This window comes from Bradyrhizobium elkanii WSM2783 (assembly GCF_000472865.1).
Classification (GTDB): Bacteria; Pseudomonadota; Alphaproteobacteria; order Rhizobiales; family Xanthobacteraceae; genus Bradyrhizobium; species Bradyrhizobium elkanii_A.
The window spans coordinates 30,400-52,796 of sequence record NZ_AXAP01000030.1; the positions used below are offsets into that span (position 1 = coordinate 30,400).

Genomic DNA, 22,397 nt, shown 5'->3' on the forward strand with positions numbered 1-22,397 from the left:
GCGATGGATACCCGGGTCAAGCCCGGGTATGACGATTGAGTGTCAGGCTGTCGCGTCGGCAGCCATCCTTGCCTTGACGATCTTGTCCGGGTTCTGCACCGGCTCGCCGCGCTTGATCTTGTCGACGTTCTCCATGCCCTCGGTGACCTTGCCCCAGACCGTGTACTGGCCGTTGAGGAAGGCGGCGTCGTCGAAGCAGATGAAGAACTGGCTGTCGCCGGAATCCGGGTTGGCGGCGCGCGCCATCGAGGCGGTGCCGCGGACATGCGGCTCCTTGTTGAACTCTGCCTTCAGCTTCTTTCCGGAGCCGCCCGTGCCGGTGCCATGGGGGCAACCGGTCTGGGCCATGAAGCCCTCGATCACGCGGTGGAACACGATGCCGTCGTAGAAGCCCTCGCGCACCAATTCCTTGATGCGGGCGACGTGGTTCGGCGCGAGATCAGGGCGCATCTCGATGGTGACGGGACCCTGGGTGGTCTCGAGGATCAAAGTATTTTCGGTGGCAGCCATGCTCGCCTCTCTTTAGCTTCGGGTTGACGTTTGCGGGTTCGGAAAGGGATCGCCATCGGCCGGCCGGCAACCGCTCCGCCCAGTGCATCGGTAAATGGCAACGGCGTGCAGCGTTCCAAGGCCTGCATCACGGCGATGCGGTATTGCAACCGGTCATTCTCGCTGGCCTCTGCCGTCTCATAGGTGATCCTGGGACGGCCGAGGATTGCGCCCTGGCGGTTGAAGCTGACGATCACGGTGATGTCGATCGGGTTGGCTTGCGACAGCGGCGGTGGCCTGAAGCAACTGTGCAGCTTTATGAAAAGATCCTTGAGCGTATCAAGCTTTTCGGGCGCCGGCTGCGCCCGCGCCGCGCAGGCAAGCAGCATCAGCGGCGCTGCAAACCAGAGAAATGGTTTGCTGCGCAGCATCGCCTGAACTCACTTGATGTCGGATGCGACTTGCACCTTCACCATCTTGTCGGGATCGGTCACCGCGCCGCTCGGGGAGCCTGCGGGAGCCTTCTTCAACTTGTCGACCACGTCCATGCCGGACACCACTTCGCCGATTACGGTGTATTGGTTGTTCAGGCTCGGGCCATCCGCGAACATGATGAAGAACTGCGAGTTGGCGCTGTCGACGCTGTCGCCGCGCCGAGCCATGCCGACGATGCCGCGCTTGAAGGGCACATTCGAGAATTCCTGCTTCAGGTTCGGGTATTTCGAGCCGCCGGTGCCGTCGAATTTCTGGCCGTCGCCGGTCTGCGCCATGAAGCCGTCGATCACGCGGTGGAACGGCACGTTGTTGTAATAGCCCTCGCGCGCGAGCTGCTTGATGCGCTCGGCATGCTGCGGCGCGATGTCCGTCCTGAGCTTGACGACAATGCGGCCCTTGTTGGTGTCGATCACGATCGCATTGGCCTTGTCCAGATTGGCCGGCAAGGGCTGCGCGACCGCGGGAGCCACACAGAGGAGCGCGGCGAGAACGGCGAGGATTCGGATCATGAAAACTCCGGAACGGATGTCTGAGAAGAGCGCGAGAGCTAGCTGGCGAATTTGGCCTTGAGGCGGGCGGCAACGGCTTTGGGCACGAAGTTGGAGACATCGCCGCCCATGCCGGCGATCTGGCGCACCAGGGTCGCCGTAATCGGCCGGACGGTCGGCGAGGCCGGCAGGAAAACGGTATGCACCTCGGGCGCCATGGCTTCGTTCATGCCGGCCATCTGCATCTCGTAGTCCAGGTCGGTGCCGTCCCGCAGGCCCCGGATCAGAATCGTAGCACCGGCGCGTTGCGCCGCGGTGACGACCAGGTCATCGAATGTGATGCAATCGAAGCCGCAGCCGGCTTTGGCGGCGACGGGGCCGAATACCTCCTGCAGCATCACCAGGCGCTCCTCGACCGAAAACAGCGGCTTCTTCCCCGGATGGACGCCGATGGCGACGATCAGGCGGTCGCAGAGGACGACGGCGTGCTTGACCACGTCGAGATGGCCGTTGGTGACCGGGTCAAACGAGCCGGGATAAAGCGCGGTGCGAGGCATATCCCCCTCTAGCCTGCCCGGGGCTGGCCGGCAAGCCAGCCGGGTTCCAAGGCGGCCCTGAACCCCAATGTTTCATCCATCTGGCGCGGACGAAACAAAATCCCGAGGCAACGAAATCATTTTCGCCCCCGGCGAAGACAGCGGGAAACGGGCGGCCTCTATCACTCCCGCCAACGAAACGACGGGCCACCAAGGCCCACTGACAGGGAACCGTCATGATCAAGGCACTTTCCGCCGTCGCCGTTGCCGCCTTCATTGCCGCCGCTCTCACCGTTCTTCCCGGCTTTGCGCCCCAGGTCGAGGCCAGCGTGCCCCGCGCTCTTGCCAAGGCTGACCGGCTGGACATCCGCCCCGCGGGCAACGATCACTGTGCGCAGCAGAACTGGCCGAACTTTGACGCTTCCTGCCTCCGGAACGCCGGCACCCAGAGCGGCGTTCGCGAAGCCCGCCTCGTCACCGCCGATCGCACGCCGTAACCCCGGCCCCCCCTCCGTAGGAACATAGTGGTAATTTGCGACGTCTCGTCGCAGACTGCCGTTTGGTCGCGCCCTTGAGGATGATCCGGTCGGCGCGGTGCAATCGGGGGTCTCGCTGATGTCAAGCACGCCCGCCATCGCCTCAGGCCATCCGCCGAGCCCCCTTCCTCTTGCAACAACCATCGGCGCGCTTGGCGTCGTTTATGGCGATATCGGGACCAGTCCCCTGTATGCATTGAAGGAGGCTGCCAGGGCGGCCGCCCATGGCGGCACGATCGCGCCGAACGCCGTCCTGGGCGTGGTATCGCTGATCCTGTGGGCGCTGATCCTGATCATCTCGATCAAATACGCGCTCCTGATCCTGCGCGCGGACAACCGCGGCGAAGGCGGGATCGTGGCGATATTGGCGCTGCTGCACGCGCGCCATGCCCAGCCGGGCACCTGGCGTGCGCAGCTTCTGGTCGTCGGCCTCATCGGCGCCGCCCTGCTCTACGGCGACGGCGCAATCACCCCGGCGATCTCGGTCTTGAGCGCGATCGAGGGATTAAAGGTGGACGCGCCATCGCTGGCGCCGGCGGTGGTGCCGATCACCATCGTAATTCTGGTTGGCCTGTTCGCGATGCAGAAGCAGGGCACCGGCTTCATCGGCCGGATTTTCGGACCGGTCATGCTAGGCTGGTTCCTTGTTCTCGCGGCGCTCGGCATCCACGGCATCGTCCAGGCGCCGGCGGTGCTCGCGGCACTCAGCCCGTTCTATGCCTTCAATTTCCTGATCCACCAGAATTTCCACATCAGCTTCGCCATCCTCGGCGCAGCTTTTCTCGCGGTCACGGGCGGTGAGGCGATGTACGCCGACATGGGGCACTTTGGGCGGTTTCCGATCCGGCTCGCCTGGTTCGCCGTCTGCCTGCCCGCGCTGGTGCTCAATTATTTCGGGCAGGCCGCGCTGTTGATCACCGATCCGGGCGCGCTGGACCATCCGTTCTTCCAGCTCTCGCCCGACTGGCTGCACTACCCGCTGGTCGCTTTCTCCGCGATCGCCACCGTGATCGCCTCCCAAGCGATCATCTCGGGCGTGTTCTCGCTGACCCAGCAATCGATCCAGCTCGGCTTCCTGCCGCGGATGCACATCCTCCACACCACCAGCGACGCGATCGGTCAGATCTATGTGCCGCTGGTGAACTGGCTGCTCGCCGCCGCGACGCTTGGCGCGGTACTGGGCTTTGGCACTTCGGACGCCCTCGCCGGCGCCTATGGCATCGCGGTGTCCTTGCTGATGGCGATCACCACGCTGCTGGCGGCGCTGGTTGCGATCCAGTGGGGCTACTCGCCGCTGATCGTGCTCGCCGTCAACGGTTTCTTCCTTGTCATCGACCTCATCTTCTTCGCGGCCAACTCGACCAAGCTGCACGAAGGCGGCTGGTTTCCGCTGCTGCTTGCAGGCTTGATCGCGTTCCTGATGCTCACCTGGCGCGGCGGTGTAAAACTGGTCGAGCGCGCCCGCGCAAGACTGCGCCAGCCGGAAGAGGATTTGATCGAGACCGCGATCACCAAGTGCCGCGCCAGGCTGCCGGGCACTGCCGTGTTCCTCGCAGCCGCGCCGAGCGGCGTGCCGCTCGCACTGACGCAATTCGTCAAGCACAACCACGTCCTGCACGAACGCGTTCTTTTGGTCACCGTGCAGATCGAGGAATCCCCGCGCATTTCCGAGGACGACCGCGCCGAGATCATCGACATCATCCCGGGCATCACGCGGGTGATCCTGCACTACGGCTTCATGCAATACCCGACCATCTATGAGGGCCTGCAACTCGCCTGCCGACAGGGCAAGCTGCCCGGCATCGATCTTTCCGATGTCACCTACTATATCGGCCGCGAGACCATCATCCCGCGCGAGGACGTTCCGGGCATGTGGGTTTGGCGGGAATCAATCTTCGCATTCCTGCAACGCAACGCCGAACGCACCGCGGCGTTCTTCGGCGTGCCGACCGGACAGGTGGTGGAGTTCGGGACGGAAATCGAGATCTGACTGGCTGGGCAGCAGGCCGCAATCGCAAAGCCATTGCCTGCAATCACAGCTACTCGATTGACTCGTACTGAATGCCGATGTCAGCTTTGAGGTGACATGCTACGCGAGTCCGTGAGGCCTCGCCGAGGATCCTTACCGCAACAGCTCGGCGATGACGGCCCGGGCCATCGCATTCTCGTGCGGCAGGCCGATCGAAATCCGGACCCAATCGTCAAGTGGCGGGAAAGCGCGGCCGACCTCGATGCCTTTAGCGCGCATTGCGGCAGCGATTTCGTGGTGTGGATGTCCGGTCTCAAAGAAGACGAAATTTCCCCGGGACTCTGAATGCCGGAGCCTCATGCTGCTCAGCAGCTCATGCCATTTGCCCCGCTCGGCGGCGACCTTTGCGCGCGTTGTCGCCACATAGCTGGAGTCCTGGAGGCTCGCTAATGCTGCCGCAAGCGAAAGGCGATCTACTGCGTCCGCGGATCCCACCCCGGCGTTCTTGAGCGAAGTGGCAAGCGCTTTGGCCGCGATGCCATAACCGACCCCAAGACCGGCCAATCCGAAGATCTTGTCGAAAGTTCGGAACACGACCACGTTCTCGCCGTCTCGGACGAGGCCCATAGCCGTTCGCTTTTCGAAATCGGAATCGAATTCCAGATAGGCTTCGTCGACAATGACAAGCGTTCGTTTCGACATCTCGCGAACAAAAGCGATAAAGTTCACGGTATCACTGACCGTGCCGGAAGGGTTATGAGGGTTAACCAGATAGATTGCCCGAGTCCGCTCGTTCACCTTGGAGGCGATGGCTGGAAGATCATTCTCGAGCTCATGATTGAGCGGCACACCGATCACGACGCCGCCGCTGGGGAGCACTGCATCCACCAGCGCGGTGTAACCCGGCTCAGAGTAGATGAACTCTCCTCCGCTTGGGCCGTCCTGAGCGAGACGAAATCCGAGTGGCTCAAGGATATCCCCGATCATAACCTCGTCCATTGATAAACCTTCGCGCGCGGCGATCCTTTGCGTAAGGATGTCACCGAGTTCCCGACCGTAGCGGCAGAGTTCGCTAAGCTCGTCGCGAACCACCGCAAGAGCCAGCGGCGAGGGACCGAACGGGTTTTCATTGAGCGACAGTCGTGTGCGAGCCGGCTGTGTTGCGCCTTCGGCACTGACCCTGATGAGCCTCGCTGGTCCGCCCAGCGCGAGCCCGATGGGGAAAGGATGATTGCGGCGGTTCAAGACCATGATCCTATGCGATGTTCGACTGAACAGTGCGCAACACTATGACGCGGCGGTTAGTGGATGATTGCAAACGCGCCCTAGTGTGGTTACGACTGTAAGACGATCAAGTCGTTTCCGGGTTCAAGACCGGGCATATTCGGCGGCAGATCGAGCGACTATAAACTTAACGGCCGCGACATTGCCGGTCGCCTAAATCGCAATTTCGCAGGTATTTGCTTTCATCGCTGATGACGTTTGATAGTGGCTTGAAACCTCGTAGCATCGGTAGCCAGATTACTGGACACAAAACAGCGACCTGAGCGCGAGTCTGCCACCGCTCGGACGGTTAGCGGGAGGCCGATCACGCGACAGATAAACAATGACTCTATTTCCGCACGTCGCTTGTTGGACGCCATCGGACCAGTCGCCTTAGCCTCCCAAATGTCGTGTTGAAGACGCTTGTCAGATTGTTGCCGTGTGGATCGAGCTAACTGGGATCTCGCAAGAGAGAACTCGGATGTTGTCCGAACTGTCTGCGAAACGATCGATTGAAATAAGCATAGTCGCCGAATCCGCTCGCGTACGCGATCTCGCGAATGGGCTGGCCGGTTTTCAGAAACGATCGTCGTTTCAACAGAAATGCCGCACGCTCGAGGCGGACCGAGTTTATGTATCGGCTGCAGGTCGAATTTCTCGTTGTAAAGAGCTTCTGAACATAGCGTAGGGAGATTCGGGCCTCGCGGGCGACGTCGCCGGGGCCAAAATCAGGATCGGCAAAACGCTCCCTAATGATGTCGCAGATATGTCCAAACAGCCTCTCCGTGTGAACTGAACTATGTCCTGGCTCGGAGGGGGCGAATAACGCGCCCAATAAGTCCAAGAGGGCTAGACGCATATAATCCTTGGTCGAATGGGACATTGATTGCTCGTCTTCAGCGCTATCTTGCAGCAGTCGACGGAGTTGTCGTGCGGCAGCGATTTCGCCGGATCGAAGCGGGCACCGCGGCTCCAAACCAAGGTAAGACAAGAGGGTACCGCGCGGCAGTTGCACGGAGGCCCAGTGGTTACCTTCTTCCTCAGACACATACGCTATGGGTCGGGCTGCATCCACGAGTGCGACATCACCGACGCTGAGTTCTATGGTTTGATCGTTCTGAATTATTCCAGAGCGACCGCTCATCTGAAACACCGCGTAGTAGTGATCCTTCGCGTCAGCACGGACGTCCCGGTTCGTTCGCTCGAACCGATGGGCGCTGCAACTGAGGTCAACGGCCCTCAAGCCGTAGATACTTCGGGCCTGCACTCGACCCGAAAAGGCGCTGGGCTCGATCATGCTCGGCGTGTACCGCCCGCATATCGATAGGACAGTACATTGCCACTCCTCGTAGTCCATACTTGGGATTGTGAGAAATTCGCTGCTTGAGTGCACCGCCGCCGCCTCTATCAAGCGTTCTCGATGGGTAGAAAAGCGCTCTTAAACATAGGTCAACAAAAGCGTCCTCAAACGGAGAACGTTTCAGGCCGCATACTAAAGATAACAAGACCAAACTATTTTTTGGATCACAGATGATCACCTCCCCGAGAAATGGGTGTGAGGCCGACCGGTTTGTATGGAAGCTCCTTGCCGCCTCACGACCGCTGATCAGCATTGTGCGCGTGTGTCCATCTGGAACGGGCGCGAGAGTCTCACGACGGATGGGGAATCCGGCCGTAGAGTCGGGGCCGTATCGTCGATAGTTGCAATACATCGTCGATCATCAACCGACGCAGGTAATTGACGAGGTCAGGCCCATGGCAGCGAGCATCATTGAGCGTCTTGACGCGGCATTGATTGAGGATTCCACGAACGGGTTGTTTCGTTGTGACCGCACGATCTTTACCGACAAAGAACTCTTCGAACTGGAAATGGAGCATTTGTTTGAGGGTAACTGGGTCTATCTCGCGCATGAGAGCCAGATTCCAGACCGGAACGACTATTTCACGACCTGGATGGGGCGGCAGCCCGTCTTTGTAACACGCAACAAAGACAACGAACTTGGCGCTTTCATCAATGCTTGCAGTCATCGTGGTGCGATGCTTTGCCGCTACAAGCGCGGCAACAAGTCGACATTTACCTGCCCGTTTCACGGCTGGACGTTCAGCAATGCCGGTAAATTGCTGAGAGTGAAGGATCCAGACGGCGCCGGCTATCCGAACCAATTCGGCAGCAACGGCTCCCACGATTTGAAGACGGTTGCGAGGTTCGAATCCTATCGGGGCTTTCTGTTTGGGAGTCTCAATCCGGATGTGCAGCCGTTGCCCGAATTTCTCGGTGAGGCAACAAAGATCATCGACATGATGATCGACCAGGCGCCTGACGGACTGGAGGTGCTACGCGGCTCATCCAGCTACATCTACGACGGCAATTGGAAGTTGCAGACCGAGAACGGTGCCGACGGTTATCATGTGTCCTCAGTGCATTGGAATTACGTTGCGACGACAGGCCGTCGCAGCGCGGAATCGGATGACGTTAAGGCAGCCGACATGAGCAAATTTGCCAAGCAGAGAGGAGGATACTATTCGTTCAACAACGGCCACTTGGTCCTTTGGTCTCGGTGGGCCGATCCGACCAGCAGGCCAGCCTATGCTCAGCGGGAGAAACTTATCGCTAAGCATGGCAGAGCCAAAGCCGAATGGATGGTCGAGAACCTCCGCAATCTCTGCATCTATCCGAACCTCTATCTGATGGATCAGATGAGTTCCCAACTGCGCGTTAGCCGCCCCCTGTCCGTGGATAAGACGGAGGTGACGATCTATTGCATCGCGCCGAAGAATGAACCGGCCGAGCATCGGGCGCGCCGCATTCGCCAGTACGAAGATTTCTTCAATGCCAGCGGAATGGCGACGCCCGACGACCTTGAGGAGTTCCGTGCTTGCCAACAGGCCTACATGGCCTCTTCGATGCGGTGGAATGACTTATCGCGCGGCGCAACGCACTGGATTGAAGGTGCCGATGAGGCAGCGCGGGCCATCGACCTTCATCCGGTGAGAAGCGGCGTGAAGATCGAAGACGAAGGCCTTTTTCTCGTTCAGCACAGGCATTGGTCTACGGCACTTCGCGCGGCTGTAGCTAAGGGAGAGCAAGCATGAGCACTATTTCCCTATCCGCTGTTGAGGCGTTCCTTTATGCGGAAGCCCGCGCTCTTGATGATCGGAATTGGGACGCGTGGCTCGCCTTCTATGCTCCCGATGCGAGCTTTTGGATGCCGGCTTGGGACGACAACGACGGGCTTGTTGAGGATCCTCAAAGCGAGATCTCGTTGGTCTACTATGCGCGCCGCAGCGGCTTGGAGGACCGAGTGTTTCGCATCAAGACCGAACGGTCGAGCGCAAGCACCCCCGAGCCACGGACATCGCACAACATCTCGAATGTCGAGATCCTTTCTCACGGCGATGGAAAGGTTGACCTTAGGTTCAACTGGTTGACGCTCAGCTATCGGTACAAGATCGTCGACACATATTTTGGAGTTTCCTTCTACACGCTCGAGATTGCCGGTGAACGTCCAATGATCAAAGCGAAGAAGGTAATTCTGAAGAACGACTACATCCACCACGTGATCGACGTCTATCACGTCTAACGATGACCGGCATTAGAGCGGATGCATGCCCAGGATAGCTCTTAACTTCGAAAACGGAATCACAAGGTTCATCGATGCAGGCGAAAATGAGAGCATCGCCGACGCGGCTTATCGGCAGAGCGTCAATGTGCCGCTCGACTGTACCAACGGCGTTTGCGGCACCTGTAAGGCCTTCCGGCAATCCGGACAGTGTGATCTGGGATCGCCGTCCAAGGATGTGTTGAGCGACGCAGAGGCAAGCGAAGGTTATATCCTCTGTTGCCAGACTAAGGCCAGGAGCGACATGGTAATCGACATCTTGGCTTCGTCCGACGCCTGCAAAGTGAAACCCAAGAGGACCATTTGCGAAGTCGTCAATCTGGAGCCTTTATCGGACCATCGCATTAGGCTTTCGGTCAAATCGCTCGAGGGCGAGCTCCCGATGTTCTTGCCGGGACAGTACGTCAACATTACCGCTCCGGATGAAGGGATAAGTCGGCCGTATTCATTCACCTCCGCGCCGGGTAGCGACGTGGCAACGTTTCTGATCCGCAATCTGCCGAACGGCAGGATGAGCGTGTATCTTAAAGCAAAGGCCAAACGAGGAGAACGGCTCGTTCTCGACGGCCCGTTTGGCAATTTTTATCTTCGCGTACCCACACGGCCAATGTTGTTCATCGCTGCTGGGACCGGCGTTGGACCATTCTTGTCAATGCTTGAATACCTTGCCAGGACGGGAAACTGCGATCAGCCCGTGCGACTCATTTACGGCGTGCGCGACCCCGCTGATCTTGTCGAGCTCGAGCGGATCGAGGCGCTTCGAGCGCTCCTTCCGAACCTCAGCTATGTCACGACCTGCTCGAATCCTGCAAGCCAACATCAGCTATCCGGGCGCGTTACAGACCATCTGAGCGCTGAAGCGCTGAATCATGGTGATGTTGACGTTTACTTGTGTGGACCGCCCGAAATGGTCGAAAGCGCCCGACAGCACGCAGCGAAGTGTGGCTCACCGCCTGCAAACATTTATTTCGAGAAGTTCGCTCCTGCAGTGGCGACATTGTATCAAGCCTGAACGATCAAAATCCGCGCTCGAATGATTGTGGACCTCATCGCGTGTCAGATAACGAACTCCGCAGCGCAACCGTAGCGACTTTAGCGAAGGCCGAGAACGTTCTTGAGCAGTGACAAAGCGTTCGCTTGGCATCAAGCTCCGCTGCGTGAATCGCGACGTTGGAGAGGATGCGATCCGCTCCTCCTAAATTAGCCGCCGTTCCCGTTCTCGCCATTCTCGCTGTCGTCGCCGATATGCTCGACCGAGACGACATGCTCGTCGTCGGCGGTGTCGAACACGATGACGCCCTGGGTCGAGCGGCCGGCGATGCGGATGTCGCCGACGGGGCAGCGGATGAGCTGACCCTTGTCGGTCACCAGCATGATCTGGTCGGCCTCCTCCACCGGGAACGAGGCCACCAGCTTGCCGTTGCGGCTGTTGACGCTCATGGCGACGATGCCTTTGCCGCCGCGGCCGGTCGTGCGGTACTCGTAGGACGAGGTCCGCTTGCCGTAGCCGTTTTCGGACACGGTCAGCACCACCTGCTCCTGCGCCGACATATCGACATAGCGCTCCTGCGAGAGCTGGATCGCGCCTGTGGCCTCCTCGGCCTCGGTCTCGACCGGCTCCTCGGTGGTCGCTTCGCCTGCGACCGCGCGGCGCATCTTCAAGTAGGCCGAGCGCTCGTCCGAGGTCGTCTCGACATGGCGCAGGATCGCGAGCGAGATCAGCTTGTCGCCTTCGGCGAGGGAAATGCCGCGCACGCCCATCGAGGTGCGGCCGGTGAAGACGCGCACATCAGTGACGGGGAAGCGGATGCACTGGCCGCCGGCGGCTGTCAGCAGCACATCGTCATGCTCGGTGCAGATCTGCACGTCGACGATCGCCTCGCCCTCCTCCAGCTTCATGGCGATGATGCCGGAACGGCGGACGTCGACGAAGTCGGACAGCTTGTTGCGACGGACGTTGCCGCCGGTGGTGGCGAACATCACGTCGAGATTCTTCCAGGAGGATTCATCCTCCGGCAGCGGCATGATGGTGGTGATGCGCTCGCCCTGCTCCAGCGGCAGGATGTTGATCAGCGCCTTGCCGCGCGCATTCGGCGCGGCCATCGGCAATCGCCAGACTTTCTCCTTGTAGACCTGGCCGCGCGAGGAGAAGAACAGGACCGGCGTATGGGTCGAGGCCACGAACACGCGGCTGACGAAATCCTCGTCGCGGGTCTGCATGCCGGCCCGGCCCTTGCCGCCGCGGCGCTGGGCGCGATAGGTCGACAGCGGCACGCGCTTGACATAACCGGCGTGCGACACGGTCACGACCATGTCTTCGCGCTGGATCAGATCCTCGTCCTCGACCTCGCCTTCCTGCTCGACGATAACAGTTCTGCGCGGGGTGGCGAACTCGGCCTTCACCTCGGCGAGCTCGGTCTTGACGATCGCCTGCACCCGGGCGCGCGAGCGCAGGATGTCGAGATAGTCGGAGATCTCGGCGGCGAGCTTGGTGAGCTCCTCGCTGATCTCGTCGCGGCCGAGCGCAGTCAGGCGCTGCAGCCGGAGGTCGAGGATTTCCCTCGCCTGCTCCAGCGAAAGGCGGATAGTGCCGTCCGGATTGATACGGTGGCGCGGATCGTCGATCAGCGTGATCATGTCTTCGACGTCCCGCGCCGGCCAATCGCGCGACATCAGGGTTTCGCGCGCGGCCGCCGGATTCGGCGACGAACGAATCACGCGGATGACCTCGTCGATATTGGCAACGGAGATGGCCAGGCCCACCTGGAGATGCGCGCGATCGCGCGCCTTGCCGAGCAGGTATTTGGTGCGCCGGGTCACCACCTGTTCGCGGAAGGCGACAAAGATCGTCAGCAGGTCCTTCAGGTTCATCTGCTGCGGGCGGCCGGAATCGAGTGCCAGGATGTTGGCCGGGAAGTTGGTCTGCAGCGGCGTGAAGCGGTAGAGCTGATTCAGCACCACGTCCGGCATCGCCTCGCGCTTCAGTTCGATCACGACGCGGAAGCCTTCGCGATCGGATTCGTCGCGCAGGTCGGAAATCCCCTCGATCTTCTTCTCGCGGATCAGCTCGCCGATCCGCTCGACCATGTTCGCCTTGTTAACCTGGTACGGGATCTCCGTGATGATGATCGCCTCGCGATCCTTTCGCAGGGTATCGATCGTGACCTTGCCGCGCATCACGATCGAGCCGCGGCCGAGATGATAGGACGCCCGGATGCCCGCTCGACCGAGGATGATGCCGCCGGTGGGGAAATCCGGCCCCGGAATGATGTTGATGAGGTCGTCGATGGTGAGCGCCGGATTGTCGATCAGCGCCACACAGGCGTCGACGACCTCGCCGAGATTGTGCGGCGGGATGTTGGTGGCCATACCGACGGCGATGCCGCCCGCGCCATTGACCAGGAGGTTCGGAAACCGCGTCGGCAATACCGACGGCTCTTGCTCGCTGTTGTCGTAGTTGGGCTGGAAGTCGACCGTGTCCTTCTCGATGTCCGCCAGCACAGCCTCTGCCGCCCGCGTCAGGCGTGCTTCGGTGTATCGATAGGCTGCCGGCGGATCACCGTCGACCGAGCCGAAATTGCCCTGGCCGTCGATGAGCGGCACGCGCATCGAAAAATCCTGCGCCATGCGCACCATGGCGTCGTAAATCGACTGGTCGCCGTGCGGGTGATACTTACCGATGACGTCGCCGACCACGCGCGCGGACTTGACGTACTTCTTGTCCGGCGTGTGCCCCTGGTCGTACATCGAATACAGGATGCGGCGGTGGACCGGCTTGAGCCCGTCACGCGCATCGGGGAGCGCCCGCGCCACGATCACGCTCATGGCGTAGTCGAGGTAGGACTTCTTCATCTCGTCGAGGATGGAAACGGGACGAATGTCGGAGGGCCCCGACGGCTCGCCGGGCTTGTCGTCTTCAGGTTCTGACAAAGGGGGAATCCGGGTCGGTTCTACTGCAGAATCATATAGCGTATCGGGGGCCCGACCACCACCCCGGAACGGCCTCGGCGACCGGTTTTTCCCTTCGTTTTTTCATAGACTTACGGGGTCGACCGGCGCGCCGCGGGAACACCCTAGCGGGGTGCGGCAAGGGCGCCCTCAGAGGTCAGGAAACCGCCCGCGGGCCGTTGGCGGCGCCCGCATCGCCCCGCCCTGTCGGTTAGATCGATTTCCTCACAGTTCACATCAACCGGAGCCACAAGCAGCCTGGCCGCGGCACATCAAGCCATATCAATCGCTTGACGCTGATATCCTGCAGTCATGGAAGAGGATAAGTTCGACGCAAGCTGTATCGCGCGATAGAGATTTTCATCCTCACGCGATCTTTCCGGCAACGTACCGCTCGATCAGAACGGGATATCGTCGTCCATGTCGTTGTTGTTGCGGGCGCCGGCCGGCACGGCGCGGCGTGGCGCGGAACTCGAGGGGCCGCTGACGCCGAAATCGCCGCCACCGCCGCCCATGTCGTCGGAGAAGCTGCCGCCACCGCCGCCCCTGCCGTCCAGCATTGTGAGGTTGGAGTTGAAGCCCTGCAGCACCACTTCGGTCGAATATTTCTCGACCCCGCTCTGATCGGTCCATTTCCGGGTCTGGAGCTGGCCCTCGACGTAAACCTTGGCGCCCTTCTTCAGATATTGCTCGGCGACCTTGGCGAGCCCTTCATTGAAGATGACGACACGGTGCCACTCGGTCTTTTCCTTGCGCTCGCCGGTGGCCCGGTCGCGCCACGTCTCCGAGGTCGCGACGCTCAGATTGGCGATCGGACGGCCGTCCTGGGTCCGCCGGATTTCCGGGTCCTTGCCGAGATTGCCCACCAGAATGACCTTATTTACGCTTCCCGCCATCGCCGCTCTCCACTCAATCACTGGGCCGGCCGGTTAGACGGCGGCCACATTCAGTCTTCGCTAACCACATCTTACATTGCTGACGGACCCTATACGCTCGCCGACACCGTCGGGCGCAGCCATTCCCCGTCCATTCCGCGGTTATCCACATATAGCACCAGCCGCGCCATTGTTCCAGTTTTGTTCCGTGCAACTTGACGTAATCGTGGTGGCATTGTGGCCCAAATTTGGTGCAGCCAGGATGGAACCCGAAATCGACCGTCGGTTCCATAAAACACCAATACAATCATTAACTTATGTTGCCGGTACTTCGCCGTGAAGTGTTGCGTTTCGGCGACGGTATTTCCGGTTGAATCGGAGTATATGCCTAAAACGACGGCGCGGCGCTCGCGTCTTTAATACCGTAACGCTTCGGGACCAAATTGAAGCGAACAAAGGCTGGAGAGCTACGATGAAGAAGTTTTTGCTTGGAACGGTTGCCTTGGTTGCGCTGGCTGCGCCCGCCTCGGCTGCCGATCTTGCCGCGCGCCCTTATGTCAAGGCTCCGCCGGCGCCCGTCGCCGTCGTCTACGACTGGACCGGGTTCTATATCGGCGGCAACGGCGGCTGGGGAACGAGCCGCAACCGCTGGGACGTCCTTGGTTTCAGTGACGGCTCCCATAACGCCGACGGCGGCACTGCTGGTGGTCAGATCGGCTATCGCTGGCAGACCGGAACCTGGGTGTTCGGTGTCGAAGGTCAGGGCAACTGGGCTGACTTCAAGGGCAGCAACGTCAGCCTGCTGACGGGCATCGACACCAACGAGACCAGGGTCGACGCCTTCGGCCTGATCACCGGCCAGATCGGCTATGCTGCCAACAATGTACTGTTCTACGTCAAGGGCGGCGCGGCCGTGGTCGCCGATCGCTACCGCGTGCGTGACGCCTTCACCGGTTTCCCGATCACCAACGACATCAACGACACCCGCTGGGGAGCCTCGGTTGGCGCTGGCATCGAGTACGGCTTTGCGCCGAACTGGTCGGTCGGCGCCGAGTACAATCACATCTTCCTGGGCAATCGCTCCTACGATTTCATCAACAATGGCTTCGCCGGCCCGGCCGGCAGCCTCTTCGCCACCGAGAATATCAAGCAGGACATCGACCTCGTCACCGTCCGCGTGAACTACAAGTTCGGCCTCGGCGGCGCTCCGATCATCGGGCGGTACTGATCTCGCGATCGGATATCAATCTTAAGAAAAGGCCGGCCTTGTGCCGGCCTTTTTGTTTGCGTGTCGTTAGTTCCGAGCCGCTCATCTGCGAAGCTCCGCTTGCGCGAGCCCCTCTTGCTGCCAGCTACTGCCAAAGCTGCACGCAGGAAATGCGATCAGAAACAAATCGTTGATGATTCGCGCTGAGCACTGGAAATCGTCGCCCGTTCTTCCTATGTTCCGGCATCACCCCATCGGCGCCGTGGTAGGGATTTCCGACGACGCGCGCCCATAACGTGGCGCGCTTACAAGCGCCTGGAAATGCCGATATGGATGAAGTGCTCAGGGCGAAGCGCCAACCGACCGCCGGCTCCTCAACGCGTGCCATCACGATCCGCGGCGCGCGGGAGCACAATCTCAAGAACATCGACGTCGAGATTCCCCGCGACAAGCTCGTCGTCTTCACCGGCCTGTCCGGCTCCGGCAAGTCCTCGCTTGCCTTCGACACCATCTATGCCGAGGGCCAGCGCCGCTATGTCGAATCGCTGTCGGCCTATGCCCGCCAGTTCCTGGAGATGATGCAGAAGCCTGATGTCGACCAGATCGACGGCCTCTCGCCCGCCATCTCCATCGAGCAGAAGACCACCTCGAAGAACCCGCGCTCCACCGTCGGCACTGTCACCGAGATCTACGACTACATGCGCCTGCTCTGGGCACGCGTCGGCGTGCCCTATTCGCCGGCCACGGGATTGCCGATCGAGAGCCAGACCGTCTCGCAGATGGTCGATCGCGTGCTCGCCTTGCCCGAGGGCACTCGCCTCTATCTGCTGGCGCCGGTCGTGCGCGGCCGCAAGGGCGAGTACCGGAAGGAGCTCGCCGAATATCTCAAGAAGGGTTTTCAGCGCGTCAAGATCGACGGCACCTTCCATGAGCTCGCCGAAGCGCCGAGCCTCGACAAGAAGTTTCCGCACGACATCGACGTCGTCGTCGACCGCATCGTGGTGCGCCCCGACATCGGCCAGCGTCTCGCGGAGAGCTTTGAGACCGCGCTCAAGCTTGCCGAGGGCCTTGCGGTGATCGAATTCGCCGACGCCCCGGAGGCAGCTCCCGCGGAAGAAAAGAAGAAGACCGCAAAGATCCACGACAAGAGCGGACCGGAACGCATCCTGTTCTCGGAAAAGTTCGCCTGCCCGGTCTCCGGCTTCACCATCCCCGAGATCGAGCCGCGGCTGTTCTCGTTCAACAATCCCTATGGCGCCTGCCCCGCCTGCGGCGGCCTCGGCATCGAGCAGCATGTCGACGAGGACCTCGTCATTCCCGACAAGGATCTGTCCCTGCGCAAGGGCGCGATCGCGCCGTGGGCCAAGTCCTCCTCGCCCTATTACCTGCAGACGCTGACCGCGCTCGGCAAGCACTACAAGTTCACGCTCGACACCAAGTGGAAGGACCTGGCGAAGAAGACGCAGAACGCCATCCTGCACGGCTCCGGCGACGACGAGATCAAGTTCTCCTACGAGGACGGGGTGCGCTCCTACGACACCAAGAAGCCGTTCGAGGGCGTGATCACCAACATCAACCGTCGCTACCGCGAGACCGAGAGCGAGTGGGCGCGCGAGGAGCTGGCAAAATATTTCACCGACATTCCTTGCGCCGCCTGCAACGGCTATCGCCTCAAGCCGGAAGCGCTGTGCGTCAAGATCGGCGGCAAGCATATCGGCGAGATCGCCGACCTCTCGGTGAAGCGCGCCGGCGAGTGGTTCGAGACCGTGCCGGAAGCGCTGAACACGCAGCAGAACGAGATCGCCGCGCGCGTGCTGAAGGAAATCCGCGAGCGGCTCACCTTCCTGCTCGACGTCGGCCTCAACTATCTCACGCTGTCCCGCTCCTCCGGCACATTGTCCGGCGGCGAAAGCCAGCGCATCCGTCTCGCGTCCCAGATCGGCTCGGGGCTGACAGGCGTGCTCTATGTGCTGGACGAGCCCTCGATCGGCCTGCACCAGCGCGACAATGCGCGGCTCCTGGATACGCTGAAGCGGCTGCGCGACCTCGGCAACACCGTGGTCGTGGTCGAACATGACGAGGACGCCATTCGCCTCGCCGACTACGTGCTCGACATCGGCCCCGGCGCCGGCATGCATGGCGGGCATATCGTCGCGCAAGGCACGCCCGCCGAGATCATGCGCAATCCGAAATCGCTGACCGGCAAATATCTCACCGGCGAGCTTTCGGTGCCGATCTCCGACCGGCGGCCGCCAAACCATCGCCGCACCATCAAGGTCGTCAACGCCCGCGGCAACAACCTGAAGAACGTCACGGCGGAGATTCCGCTGGGGCTGTTCACCTGCATCACCGGCGTCTCTGGCGGCGGCAAGTCGACGCTCCTGATCGACACGCTCTACAAGGCGATCGCGCGCAAGCTCAACAATGCCAGCGAAGCCGCCGCGCCGCACGACCGCATCGAGGGCTTGGAGCATATCGACAAGATCATCGACATCGACCAGTCGCCGATCGGCCGCACCCCGCGCTCGAACCCCGCGACATATACCGGCGCCTTCACGCCGATCCGCGAATGGTTCGCCGGCCTGCCCGAAGCCAAGGCGCGCGGCTACGAGCCCGGCCGCTTCTCCTTCAACGTCAAGGGCGGCCGCTGCGAGGCCTGCCAGGGCGACGGTGTCATCAAGATCGAGATGCACTTCCTGCCGGACGTCTACGTCACCTGCGACGTCTGCAAGGGCAAGCGCTACAACCGCGAGACGCTGGAGGTTCTGTTCAAGGGCAAGTCGATCGCCGACGTGCTCGACATGACCGTGGAAGAAGCCGCCGATTTCTTCAAGGCGGTGCCGCGCGTCCGCGAAACCTTCCAGACCCTGCACCGCGTCGGCCTCGACTACATCCACGTCGGCCAGCAGGCGACCACGCTGTCCGGCGGTGAAGCCCAGCGCGTCAAGCTGGCAAAGGAGCTGTCAAAGCGTGCCACCGGCCGCACGCTCTACATCCTGGACGAGCCGACCACCGGCCTGCACTTCCACGATGTGGCAAAACTCCTGGAGGTGCTGCACGAGCTGGTCGCCCAGGGCAACACGGTTGTCGTCATCGAGCACAACCTCGAAGTCATCAAGACCGCCGACTGGGTGATCGACCTCGGCCCCGAAGGCGGCGACGGCGGCGGCGAAATCGTCGCCTGGGGTCCGCCGGAGGACATCGCCAAAGCGCCGCGCAGCTACACCGGCAAATTCCTGGCGCCGGTGCTGAAGAAGGCGAACAGCAAGCCACGCAAGAGCAGCGCGAGCGAAGCAGCGGAGTGAGGGTTTTCCGACACTTCGGTCGCGGTTCCGGTGCAAATCGGTTCCGACCTTGATCTAACGCAGTGCCACGATGATTTGAGCGTCTACTTTTCTGCGATGGTTCACCCCTTGTGGATCACCGCAATGATCATCGAGCTGCTAAGCCAAGAGGACCCGCTGTTCAGCGACGCCACGGAAGCAAGGTTCGATGCGCTGCGGGCTCATATCCTGCAGCTGGAGCAGGAGGCCGAAGCCGAGTGACGTTAGTGCAACTGCCATCTGGCGGCATGCGGCAACAGCCAATGCCGATCGCAGCTTTGCGACTGCTTTTCCATTTGTTAATTTCGCAATTGTCTCGGCGCGTGCTATCTCTTCTCCCGCCGAATGCCCTACTCCCTTGTCATCTTCGACCTCGACGGCACGCTTGCAGACAGCTTTCCCTGGTTCCTGCGCAACGTAAACGATGTTGCCGACCGCTTCGGTTTCCGCCGCGTCGCGGATGAGGACGTCGAAGAGCTGCGGCATGCTGGCTCGCGTGAGATCGTCGCGCGGCTTGAAGTGCCGATGTGGAAAATACCCGTGATCGCCCGGCACATGCGGCGCCTGAAGGCGGAGCACCTGGCCGACATCACGCTGTTTCCAGGCACCGAGACCATGCTGCGAACACTCAAGGACGGCGGCATGCAACTCGCCCTGGTCAGTTCGGACCATGAGGCCAATGCCCGCCGGCTGCTTGGCGAGACAGCCGCACTGTTCTCCTCGTTCGATTGCGGCGCGTCGATCTTTGGCAAGGCCGCTAAATTCAGCCGCGTCCTCAAGCGCGCCGACCTTGCGCCGTCGCAGGTGATCTCGATCGGCGACGAAACCCGCGACATCGAAGCCGCGCGCGCCGTCGGCATCGCATGTGGCGCCGTGTCGTGGGGCTATGCAGCGCCCGCCAAGCTGCGGGCGCTCGGGCCCGACCTGATGTTCGAGCGAATGGAGGATATTGCTTCGTCCCTTTGCGGCGGCGCCGAAGGGCGGGTTACGCTTCGCTAATACGGGCCTAGGCACGAACCTCCATCCGCGCGTTAGAGCATGATGAGATCAGGTCGAGTTGGCGCCACGTCGGAGGTGCCTTACCTCTCCCCATCGGGGAGAGGTCGGATCGCATCGTGAGATGCGATCCGGGTGAGGGGGATGAGCTCGATCGAGGAACCATAACCCCTCACCCGGCGCTGCGCGCCGACCTCTCCCTATGGGAGAGGTGGACAACCGCGGTCACGCCGATTCGAAGACAAGTCATCCCGCTCTAGTGCCGCAGAAAAGCTCCGAACGCGCGCGGACCGTCGCCGACCTTGGTCTCACCGATCACCTTAAGCTCGACCGCATCGATGACGCTGAGCGTGTTGCTCTCCCAGTTTGCCACGATGATGCGCCGCGCATCCGCCGTCGCGGCGATCCCTTCCGGATAGTCGCCGACGCTGATGCGCTTGATCGGCGCCAGCGTCGCGAGATCGAACACGCTGACGGTGCCGTCATATTGGTCGGTAACGAAGCCCCGGCCTTGCGCCAGCGCAACCGCATAGGGGCGCAGGCCGGCCTTCACACGAGCGATCTCGCGGCCCTCTGCAATATCGATGACCGACACGTCGTTCGATTCGACATTGGCGGCGTAGGCGCGCCGGCCTTCCGCATCGATGGTGACTCCGAACGGGTGCATCCCGACCTTGATGACCGCCCGCCGGTCGCGCGTTGCGGTATCGATGACGGACACAGTGTTGTCGTCGCGGTCAGCCGAGAGCAAGAGCCGGCCGTCGGGCGTCACCGCGAGGCCCGACGGCGATGCGCCGACCGCGATATCGGCGACAACGCGCAGCGCCAGCGGATCGATCACCCGCACCGCTGCGGCATGCCAGTCAGCAACATAGACCGCTGCGCCGTCCGGCGATACCGCGACACCGAGCGGACCGCCGCCAACTTTGACCTGCCCGACGACCTGGCGCGCGGCGGCATCCACCACCGTGAGCGCCTTGGCCTCGGGGCTCGTCACATAGGCGAAGCGTCCATCCAGCGTGACGGCAACGCCGGCCGGCTTGCCGCCAATCGCGATGGTCGCGACCGGCTGCACCGTTGCGAGGTCCACGACCGTCAGGTTTTCGCTGAGCTGATTGGTGACGAACGCCTCCTCGGCCGAGGCTGAGCCGATGCTGGCGACCACAGCCGCCAGAACGATGGCCCGCACGATCAGCTTCCGCTCTCGACCTTCTTCTTCAGCGCCTCAAGCCCTGAACGATAAAGCCCGCTCACCGCCTTCACCGCGGCCTCATCGTTCAACTCAGGTGGCGGGTCGTTGTTGGGATAGCCGCGATAGAAGGCGCCGGCCCACTCCAGAACGCTGCCCTTGCCGTCGGCCCCTGGCGATATCGTCAAGGTCGAGGAATAGTTGGTGACCGGCAGCACCTTCACGTCGACCGCCGTAATCCGGTACGAATAGCTCAACTTCTCGGCGTCGTATTTGTAGAGCTCCTCGTCCATCGTGCCGCCGCTCGCAAGCGTCAGCCGCCGGGTGGCGCCGATCTCGTTGCCCTTCTCACCTTCGGTCTTGCTGACCGGCTGCAACCAGCTCATGTCCTGAAAATTCCCGATCACCGCCCACACCTTTGCAGGCGGCGCGCTGATCTCGATCGATTCCCGCACCTTTTGCCGGGTCGGTCCATGGGCCCAAGCCGCCCCTACCACAGCCAGCGCCGCCACCACGGCTCCCACCTTCGCGATCGTCACTCTCATGTCGTTTCCTCATTTATTATCTTGGCAGCCACCTAGGCGCGCGGGCTGTCATATCGCAAGGCATTTTCAGACCAAAGGCGGCTGGTTTGTGGCGCGGGCGGGAGCGGCGCTGGACCAGAAAGGCGGTCGCACGCGGTCAGCGCCCTGCTCGTCTTAGTCCCCGATCGCCGCTTCAACGAAGCTCTTGGGATCATCGCAGAATTCGCGCATGACCCTGTAATGATCCATATCCGTCACGCTCACCGGCTCCAATCCGTATTTCGACAATCGCAACAGAGTCGCATTTGGATAGGCCATCAGGATCGGCGAATGGGTGGCCATGATGATCTGACATTGGCGCGTCTCGTCCATCCGGCGCATCAGCTTCAGGAATTCGATCTGGCGTGAAGGCGACAGCGCCGATTCCGGCTCGTCGAAGATGAAGATGCCCTGGCGCTGGCAGCGTTCCTCGAAGAAGTAGAGAAAGCCCTCTGCGTGAGAATAGGAGAGATAGTCGGGGGGCTCTTCGCTGGTTTGATCCAGATATCTTGCGACCGAGAAGAACGTCTCCGCCCGGAAAAACCAGCCGTAGTGGATCTTGGGCAGCCAGCCGGCATGCAGGGCAACCGAAAGGTCTTCGCCGGTCACTTCGATGGCGTCGGAATGATCGACCAACCTGTGCCCTTGCCGCCCCCACCGCTGTCGAATCCGGCAAGCGCTGCGATGCCTTCGAGGATGGTCGATTTGCCGGTCCCGTTCTCGCCGGCGATGATGGTGATGGCGGACTCGAAACTCAGATCGAACTCGTCCCTGAAAATGGGAAGGCAGAATGGATAGGCGTCCCAATCCGGAACGAGGGAACGATCGAGCCAGACCCGCTTCAAATACGGCGCAGGCAGGTTGATCGTTCGGTTTCGTTTTCGCCCCATGTCCCCGCCC

The 22,397-nt window shown here is 61.4% G+C and carries 18 protein-coding genes and 1 pseudogene; 8 read left to right on the plus strand and 11 right to left on the minus strand.

Going from position 1 to position 22,397, the window contains the following annotated elements:
- Positions 1 to 42: 42 nt before the first annotated feature.
- The 4 genes from YY7_RS0124510 to coaD are packed head-to-tail and all read right to left on the minus strand — an operon-like array spanning position 43 to position 2,029.
- The gene (locus YY7_RS0124510; RefSeq protein WP_028165551.1) at positions 43 to 510 is read right to left on the minus strand and encodes a peptidylprolyl isomerase; all 468 of its coding nucleotides are present in this window, start codon (positions 508 to 510) and stop codon (positions 43 to 45) included.
- Positions 486 to 920 carry a hypothetical protein gene (locus YY7_RS0124515; RefSeq protein ID WP_028165552.1) on the minus strand — a complete coding sequence of 145 codons (435 nt, stop codon included), beginning with the start codon at positions 918 to 920 and terminating at the stop codon, positions 486 to 488. The genes YY7_RS0124510 and YY7_RS0124515 overlap by 25 nt, the downstream gene beginning before the upstream one ends.
- A gap of 9 nt (positions 921 to 929) precedes the next feature.
- The gene (locus YY7_RS0124520) at positions 930 to 1,493 is read right to left on the minus strand and encodes a peptidylprolyl isomerase (protein WP_028165553.1); all 564 of its coding nucleotides are present in this window, start codon (positions 1,491 to 1,493) and stop codon (positions 930 to 932) included.
- 38 nt (positions 1,494 to 1,531) lie between these two features.
- Positions 1,532 to 2,029 carry a pantetheine-phosphate adenylyltransferase gene (coaD, locus tag YY7_RS0124525; RefSeq protein ID WP_028165554.1) on the minus strand — a complete coding sequence of 166 codons (498 nt, stop codon included), beginning with the start codon at positions 2,027 to 2,029 and terminating at the stop codon, positions 1,532 to 1,534.
- A gap of 215 nt (positions 2,030 to 2,244) precedes the next feature.
- Here coaD and YY7_RS0124530 point away from each other — a divergent pair, with 215 nt between their 5' ends.
- Both YY7_RS0124530 and YY7_RS0124535 read left to right on the plus strand, forming a co-directional pair.
- Entirely contained in the window at positions 2,245 to 2,505 is a 261-nt protein-coding gene (locus YY7_RS0124530; RefSeq protein WP_028165555.1) for a hypothetical protein, read from the plus strand.
- Between the two features lie 118 nt (positions 2,506 to 2,623).
- The gene (locus YY7_RS0124535) at positions 2,624 to 4,534 is read left to right on the plus strand and encodes a potassium transporter Kup (RefSeq protein WP_035690748.1); all 1,911 of its coding nucleotides are present in this window, start codon (positions 2,624 to 2,626) and stop codon (positions 4,532 to 4,534) included.
- 132 nt (positions 4,535 to 4,666) lie between these two features.
- Here YY7_RS0124535 and YY7_RS0124540 read toward each other — a convergent pair whose 3' ends face one another.
- A complete protein-coding gene (locus YY7_RS0124540; protein WP_245287378.1) occupies positions 4,667 to 5,758 on the minus strand; it encodes a pyridoxal phosphate-dependent aminotransferase in 1,092 nt (363 codons plus the stop codon).
- Positions 5,759 to 6,227: 469 nt separating this feature from the next.
- Entirely contained in the window at positions 6,228 to 7,133 is a 906-nt protein-coding gene (locus tag YY7_RS65125; RefSeq protein ID WP_028165558.1) for a helix-turn-helix domain-containing protein, read from the minus strand.
- Between the two features lie 398 nt (positions 7,134 to 7,531).
- Between YY7_RS65125 and YY7_RS0124550 the strand changes: the two genes are divergently transcribed.
- Genes YY7_RS0124550 through YY7_RS0124560 form a run of 3 tightly spaced genes read left to right on the plus strand, consistent with a single transcriptional unit; the run spans position 7,532 to position 10,408 of the window.
- Positions 7,532 to 8,869 carry a Rieske 2Fe-2S domain-containing protein gene (locus YY7_RS0124550; RefSeq protein ID WP_028165559.1) on the plus strand — a complete coding sequence of 446 codons (1,338 nt, stop codon included), beginning with the start codon at positions 7,532 to 7,534 and terminating at the stop codon, positions 8,867 to 8,869.
- Positions 8,866 to 9,357, plus strand: a complete 492-nt coding sequence (gene benB / locus YY7_RS0124555) for a benzoate 1,2-dioxygenase small subunit (RefSeq protein WP_028165560.1) — start codon at positions 8,866 to 8,868, stop codon at positions 9,355 to 9,357. Before YY7_RS0124550 ends, benB begins: the two co-directional genes overlap by 4 nt.
- Before the next feature lie 25 nt (positions 9,358 to 9,382).
- Positions 9,383 to 10,408 (plus strand): ring-hydroxylating dioxygenase ferredoxin reductase family protein, encoded by a 1,026-nt coding sequence (locus YY7_RS0124560; protein ID WP_028165561.1) that lies wholly within the window; start codon positions 9,383 to 9,385, stop codon positions 10,406 to 10,408.
- A gap of 188 nt (positions 10,409 to 10,596) precedes the next feature.
- On the opposite strand, the gene gyrA is transcribed toward YY7_RS0124560, so the two are convergent.
- Both gyrA and YY7_RS0124570 read right to left on the minus strand, forming a co-directional pair.
- Complete coding sequence (gene gyrA, locus YY7_RS0124565) at positions 10,597 to 13,326, minus strand: DNA gyrase subunit A (RefSeq protein WP_028165562.1); 2,730 nt, start codon at positions 13,324 to 13,326, stop codon at positions 10,597 to 10,599.
- A 416-nt stretch (positions 13,327 to 13,742) separates the two neighbouring features.
- Positions 13,743 to 14,240 (minus strand): single-stranded DNA-binding protein, encoded by a 498-nt coding sequence (locus YY7_RS0124570; protein ID WP_028165563.1) that lies wholly within the window; start codon positions 14,238 to 14,240, stop codon positions 13,743 to 13,745.
- A 451-nt stretch (positions 14,241 to 14,691) separates the two neighbouring features.
- Between YY7_RS0124570 and YY7_RS0124575 the strand changes: the two genes are divergently transcribed.
- The 3 genes from YY7_RS0124575 to YY7_RS0124590 all read left to right on the plus strand — a co-directional run bounded on the left by YY7_RS0124575 (position 14,692) and on the right by YY7_RS0124590 (position 19,748).
- A complete protein-coding gene (locus tag YY7_RS0124575) occupies positions 14,692 to 15,447 on the plus strand; it encodes an outer membrane protein (RefSeq protein ID WP_028165564.1) in 756 nt (251 codons plus the stop codon).
- A 308-nt stretch (positions 15,448 to 15,755) separates the two neighbouring features.
- Positions 15,756 to 18,731 carry an excinuclease ABC subunit UvrA gene (uvrA, locus tag YY7_RS0124580; protein ID WP_028165565.1) on the plus strand — a complete coding sequence of 992 codons (2,976 nt, stop codon included), beginning with the start codon at positions 15,756 to 15,758 and terminating at the stop codon, positions 18,729 to 18,731.
- Between the two features lie 363 nt (positions 18,732 to 19,094).
- Positions 19,095 to 19,748 (plus strand): HAD-IA family hydrolase, encoded by a 654-nt coding sequence (locus YY7_RS0124590; RefSeq protein WP_028165566.1) that lies wholly within the window; start codon positions 19,095 to 19,097, stop codon positions 19,746 to 19,748.
- A gap of 253 nt (positions 19,749 to 20,001) precedes the next feature.
- On the opposite strand, the gene YY7_RS0124595 is transcribed toward YY7_RS0124590, so the two are convergent.
- The 3 genes and pseudogenes from YY7_RS0124595 to YY7_RS52610 form a co-directional block, all read right to left on the minus strand.
- Positions 20,002 to 20,934 (minus strand): cytochrome D1 domain-containing protein, encoded by a 933-nt coding sequence (locus tag YY7_RS0124595; RefSeq protein ID WP_028165567.1) that lies wholly within the window; start codon positions 20,932 to 20,934, stop codon positions 20,002 to 20,004.
- A 2-nt stretch (positions 20,935 to 20,936) separates the two neighbouring features.
- Positions 20,937 to 21,479 (minus strand): SRPBCC family protein, encoded by a 543-nt coding sequence (locus YY7_RS0124600; RefSeq protein WP_028165568.1) that lies wholly within the window; start codon positions 21,477 to 21,479, stop codon positions 20,937 to 20,939.
- A gap of 153 nt (positions 21,480 to 21,632) precedes the next feature.
- Positions 21,633 to 22,387, minus strand: a pseudogene (locus YY7_RS52610) (AAA family ATPase).
- Positions 22,388 to 22,397: the final 10 nt, after the last annotated feature.

Excerpts from the sequence above, each read along its gene's own strand:
- YY7_RS0124570 (WP_028165563.1), bottom strand. The coding sequence starts at position 14,240 with ATGGCGGGAAGCGTAAATAAGGTCATTCTGGTGGGCAATCTCGGCAAG.
- benB (WP_028165560.1), top strand. The coding sequence starts at position 8,866 with ATGAGCACTATTTCCCTATCCGCTGTTGAGGCGTTCCTTTATGCGGAA.
- YY7_RS0124520 (WP_028165553.1), bottom strand. The coding sequence starts at position 1,493 with ATGATCCGAATCCTCGCCGTTCTCGCCGCGCTCCTCTGTGTGGCTCCC.
- YY7_RS65125 (WP_028165558.1), bottom strand. The coding sequence starts at position 7,133 with ATGGACTACGAGGAGTGGCAATGTACTGTCCTATCGATATGCGGGCGG.
- YY7_RS0124550 (WP_028165559.1), top strand. The coding sequence starts at position 7,532 with ATGGCAGCGAGCATCATTGAGCGTCTTGACGCGGCATTGATTGAGGAT.
- YY7_RS0124510 (WP_028165551.1), bottom strand. The coding sequence starts at position 510 with ATGGCTGCCACCGAAAATACTTTGATCCTCGAGACCACCCAGGGTCCC.
- YY7_RS0124575 (WP_028165564.1), top strand. The coding sequence starts at position 14,692 with ATGAAGAAGTTTTTGCTTGGAACGGTTGCCTTGGTTGCGCTGGCTGCG.
- coaD (WP_028165554.1), bottom strand. The coding sequence starts at position 2,029 with ATGCCTCGCACCGCGCTTTATCCCGGCTCGTTTGACCCGGTCACCAAC.
- uvrA (WP_028165565.1), top strand. The coding sequence starts at position 15,756 with ATGGATGAAGTGCTCAGGGCGAAGCGCCAACCGACCGCCGGCTCCTCA.
- YY7_RS0124535 (WP_035690748.1), top strand. The coding sequence starts at position 2,624 with ATGTCAAGCACGCCCGCCATCGCCTCAGGCCATCCGCCGAGCCCCCTT.
- YY7_RS0124560 (WP_028165561.1), top strand. The coding sequence starts at position 9,383 with ATGCCCAGGATAGCTCTTAACTTCGAAAACGGAATCACAAGGTTCATC.
- YY7_RS0124530 (WP_028165555.1), top strand. The coding sequence starts at position 2,245 with ATGATCAAGGCACTTTCCGCCGTCGCCGTTGCCGCCTTCATTGCCGCC.
- YY7_RS0124600 (WP_028165568.1), bottom strand. The coding sequence starts at position 21,479 with ATGAGAGTGACGATCGCGAAGGTGGGAGCCGTGGTGGCGGCGCTGGCT.
- YY7_RS0124590 (WP_028165566.1), top strand. The coding sequence starts at position 19,095 with ATGCCCTACTCCCTTGTCATCTTCGACCTCGACGGCACGCTTGCAGAC.
- YY7_RS0124515 (WP_028165552.1), bottom strand. The coding sequence starts at position 920 with ATGCTGCGCAGCAAACCATTTCTCTGGTTTGCAGCGCCGCTGATGCTG.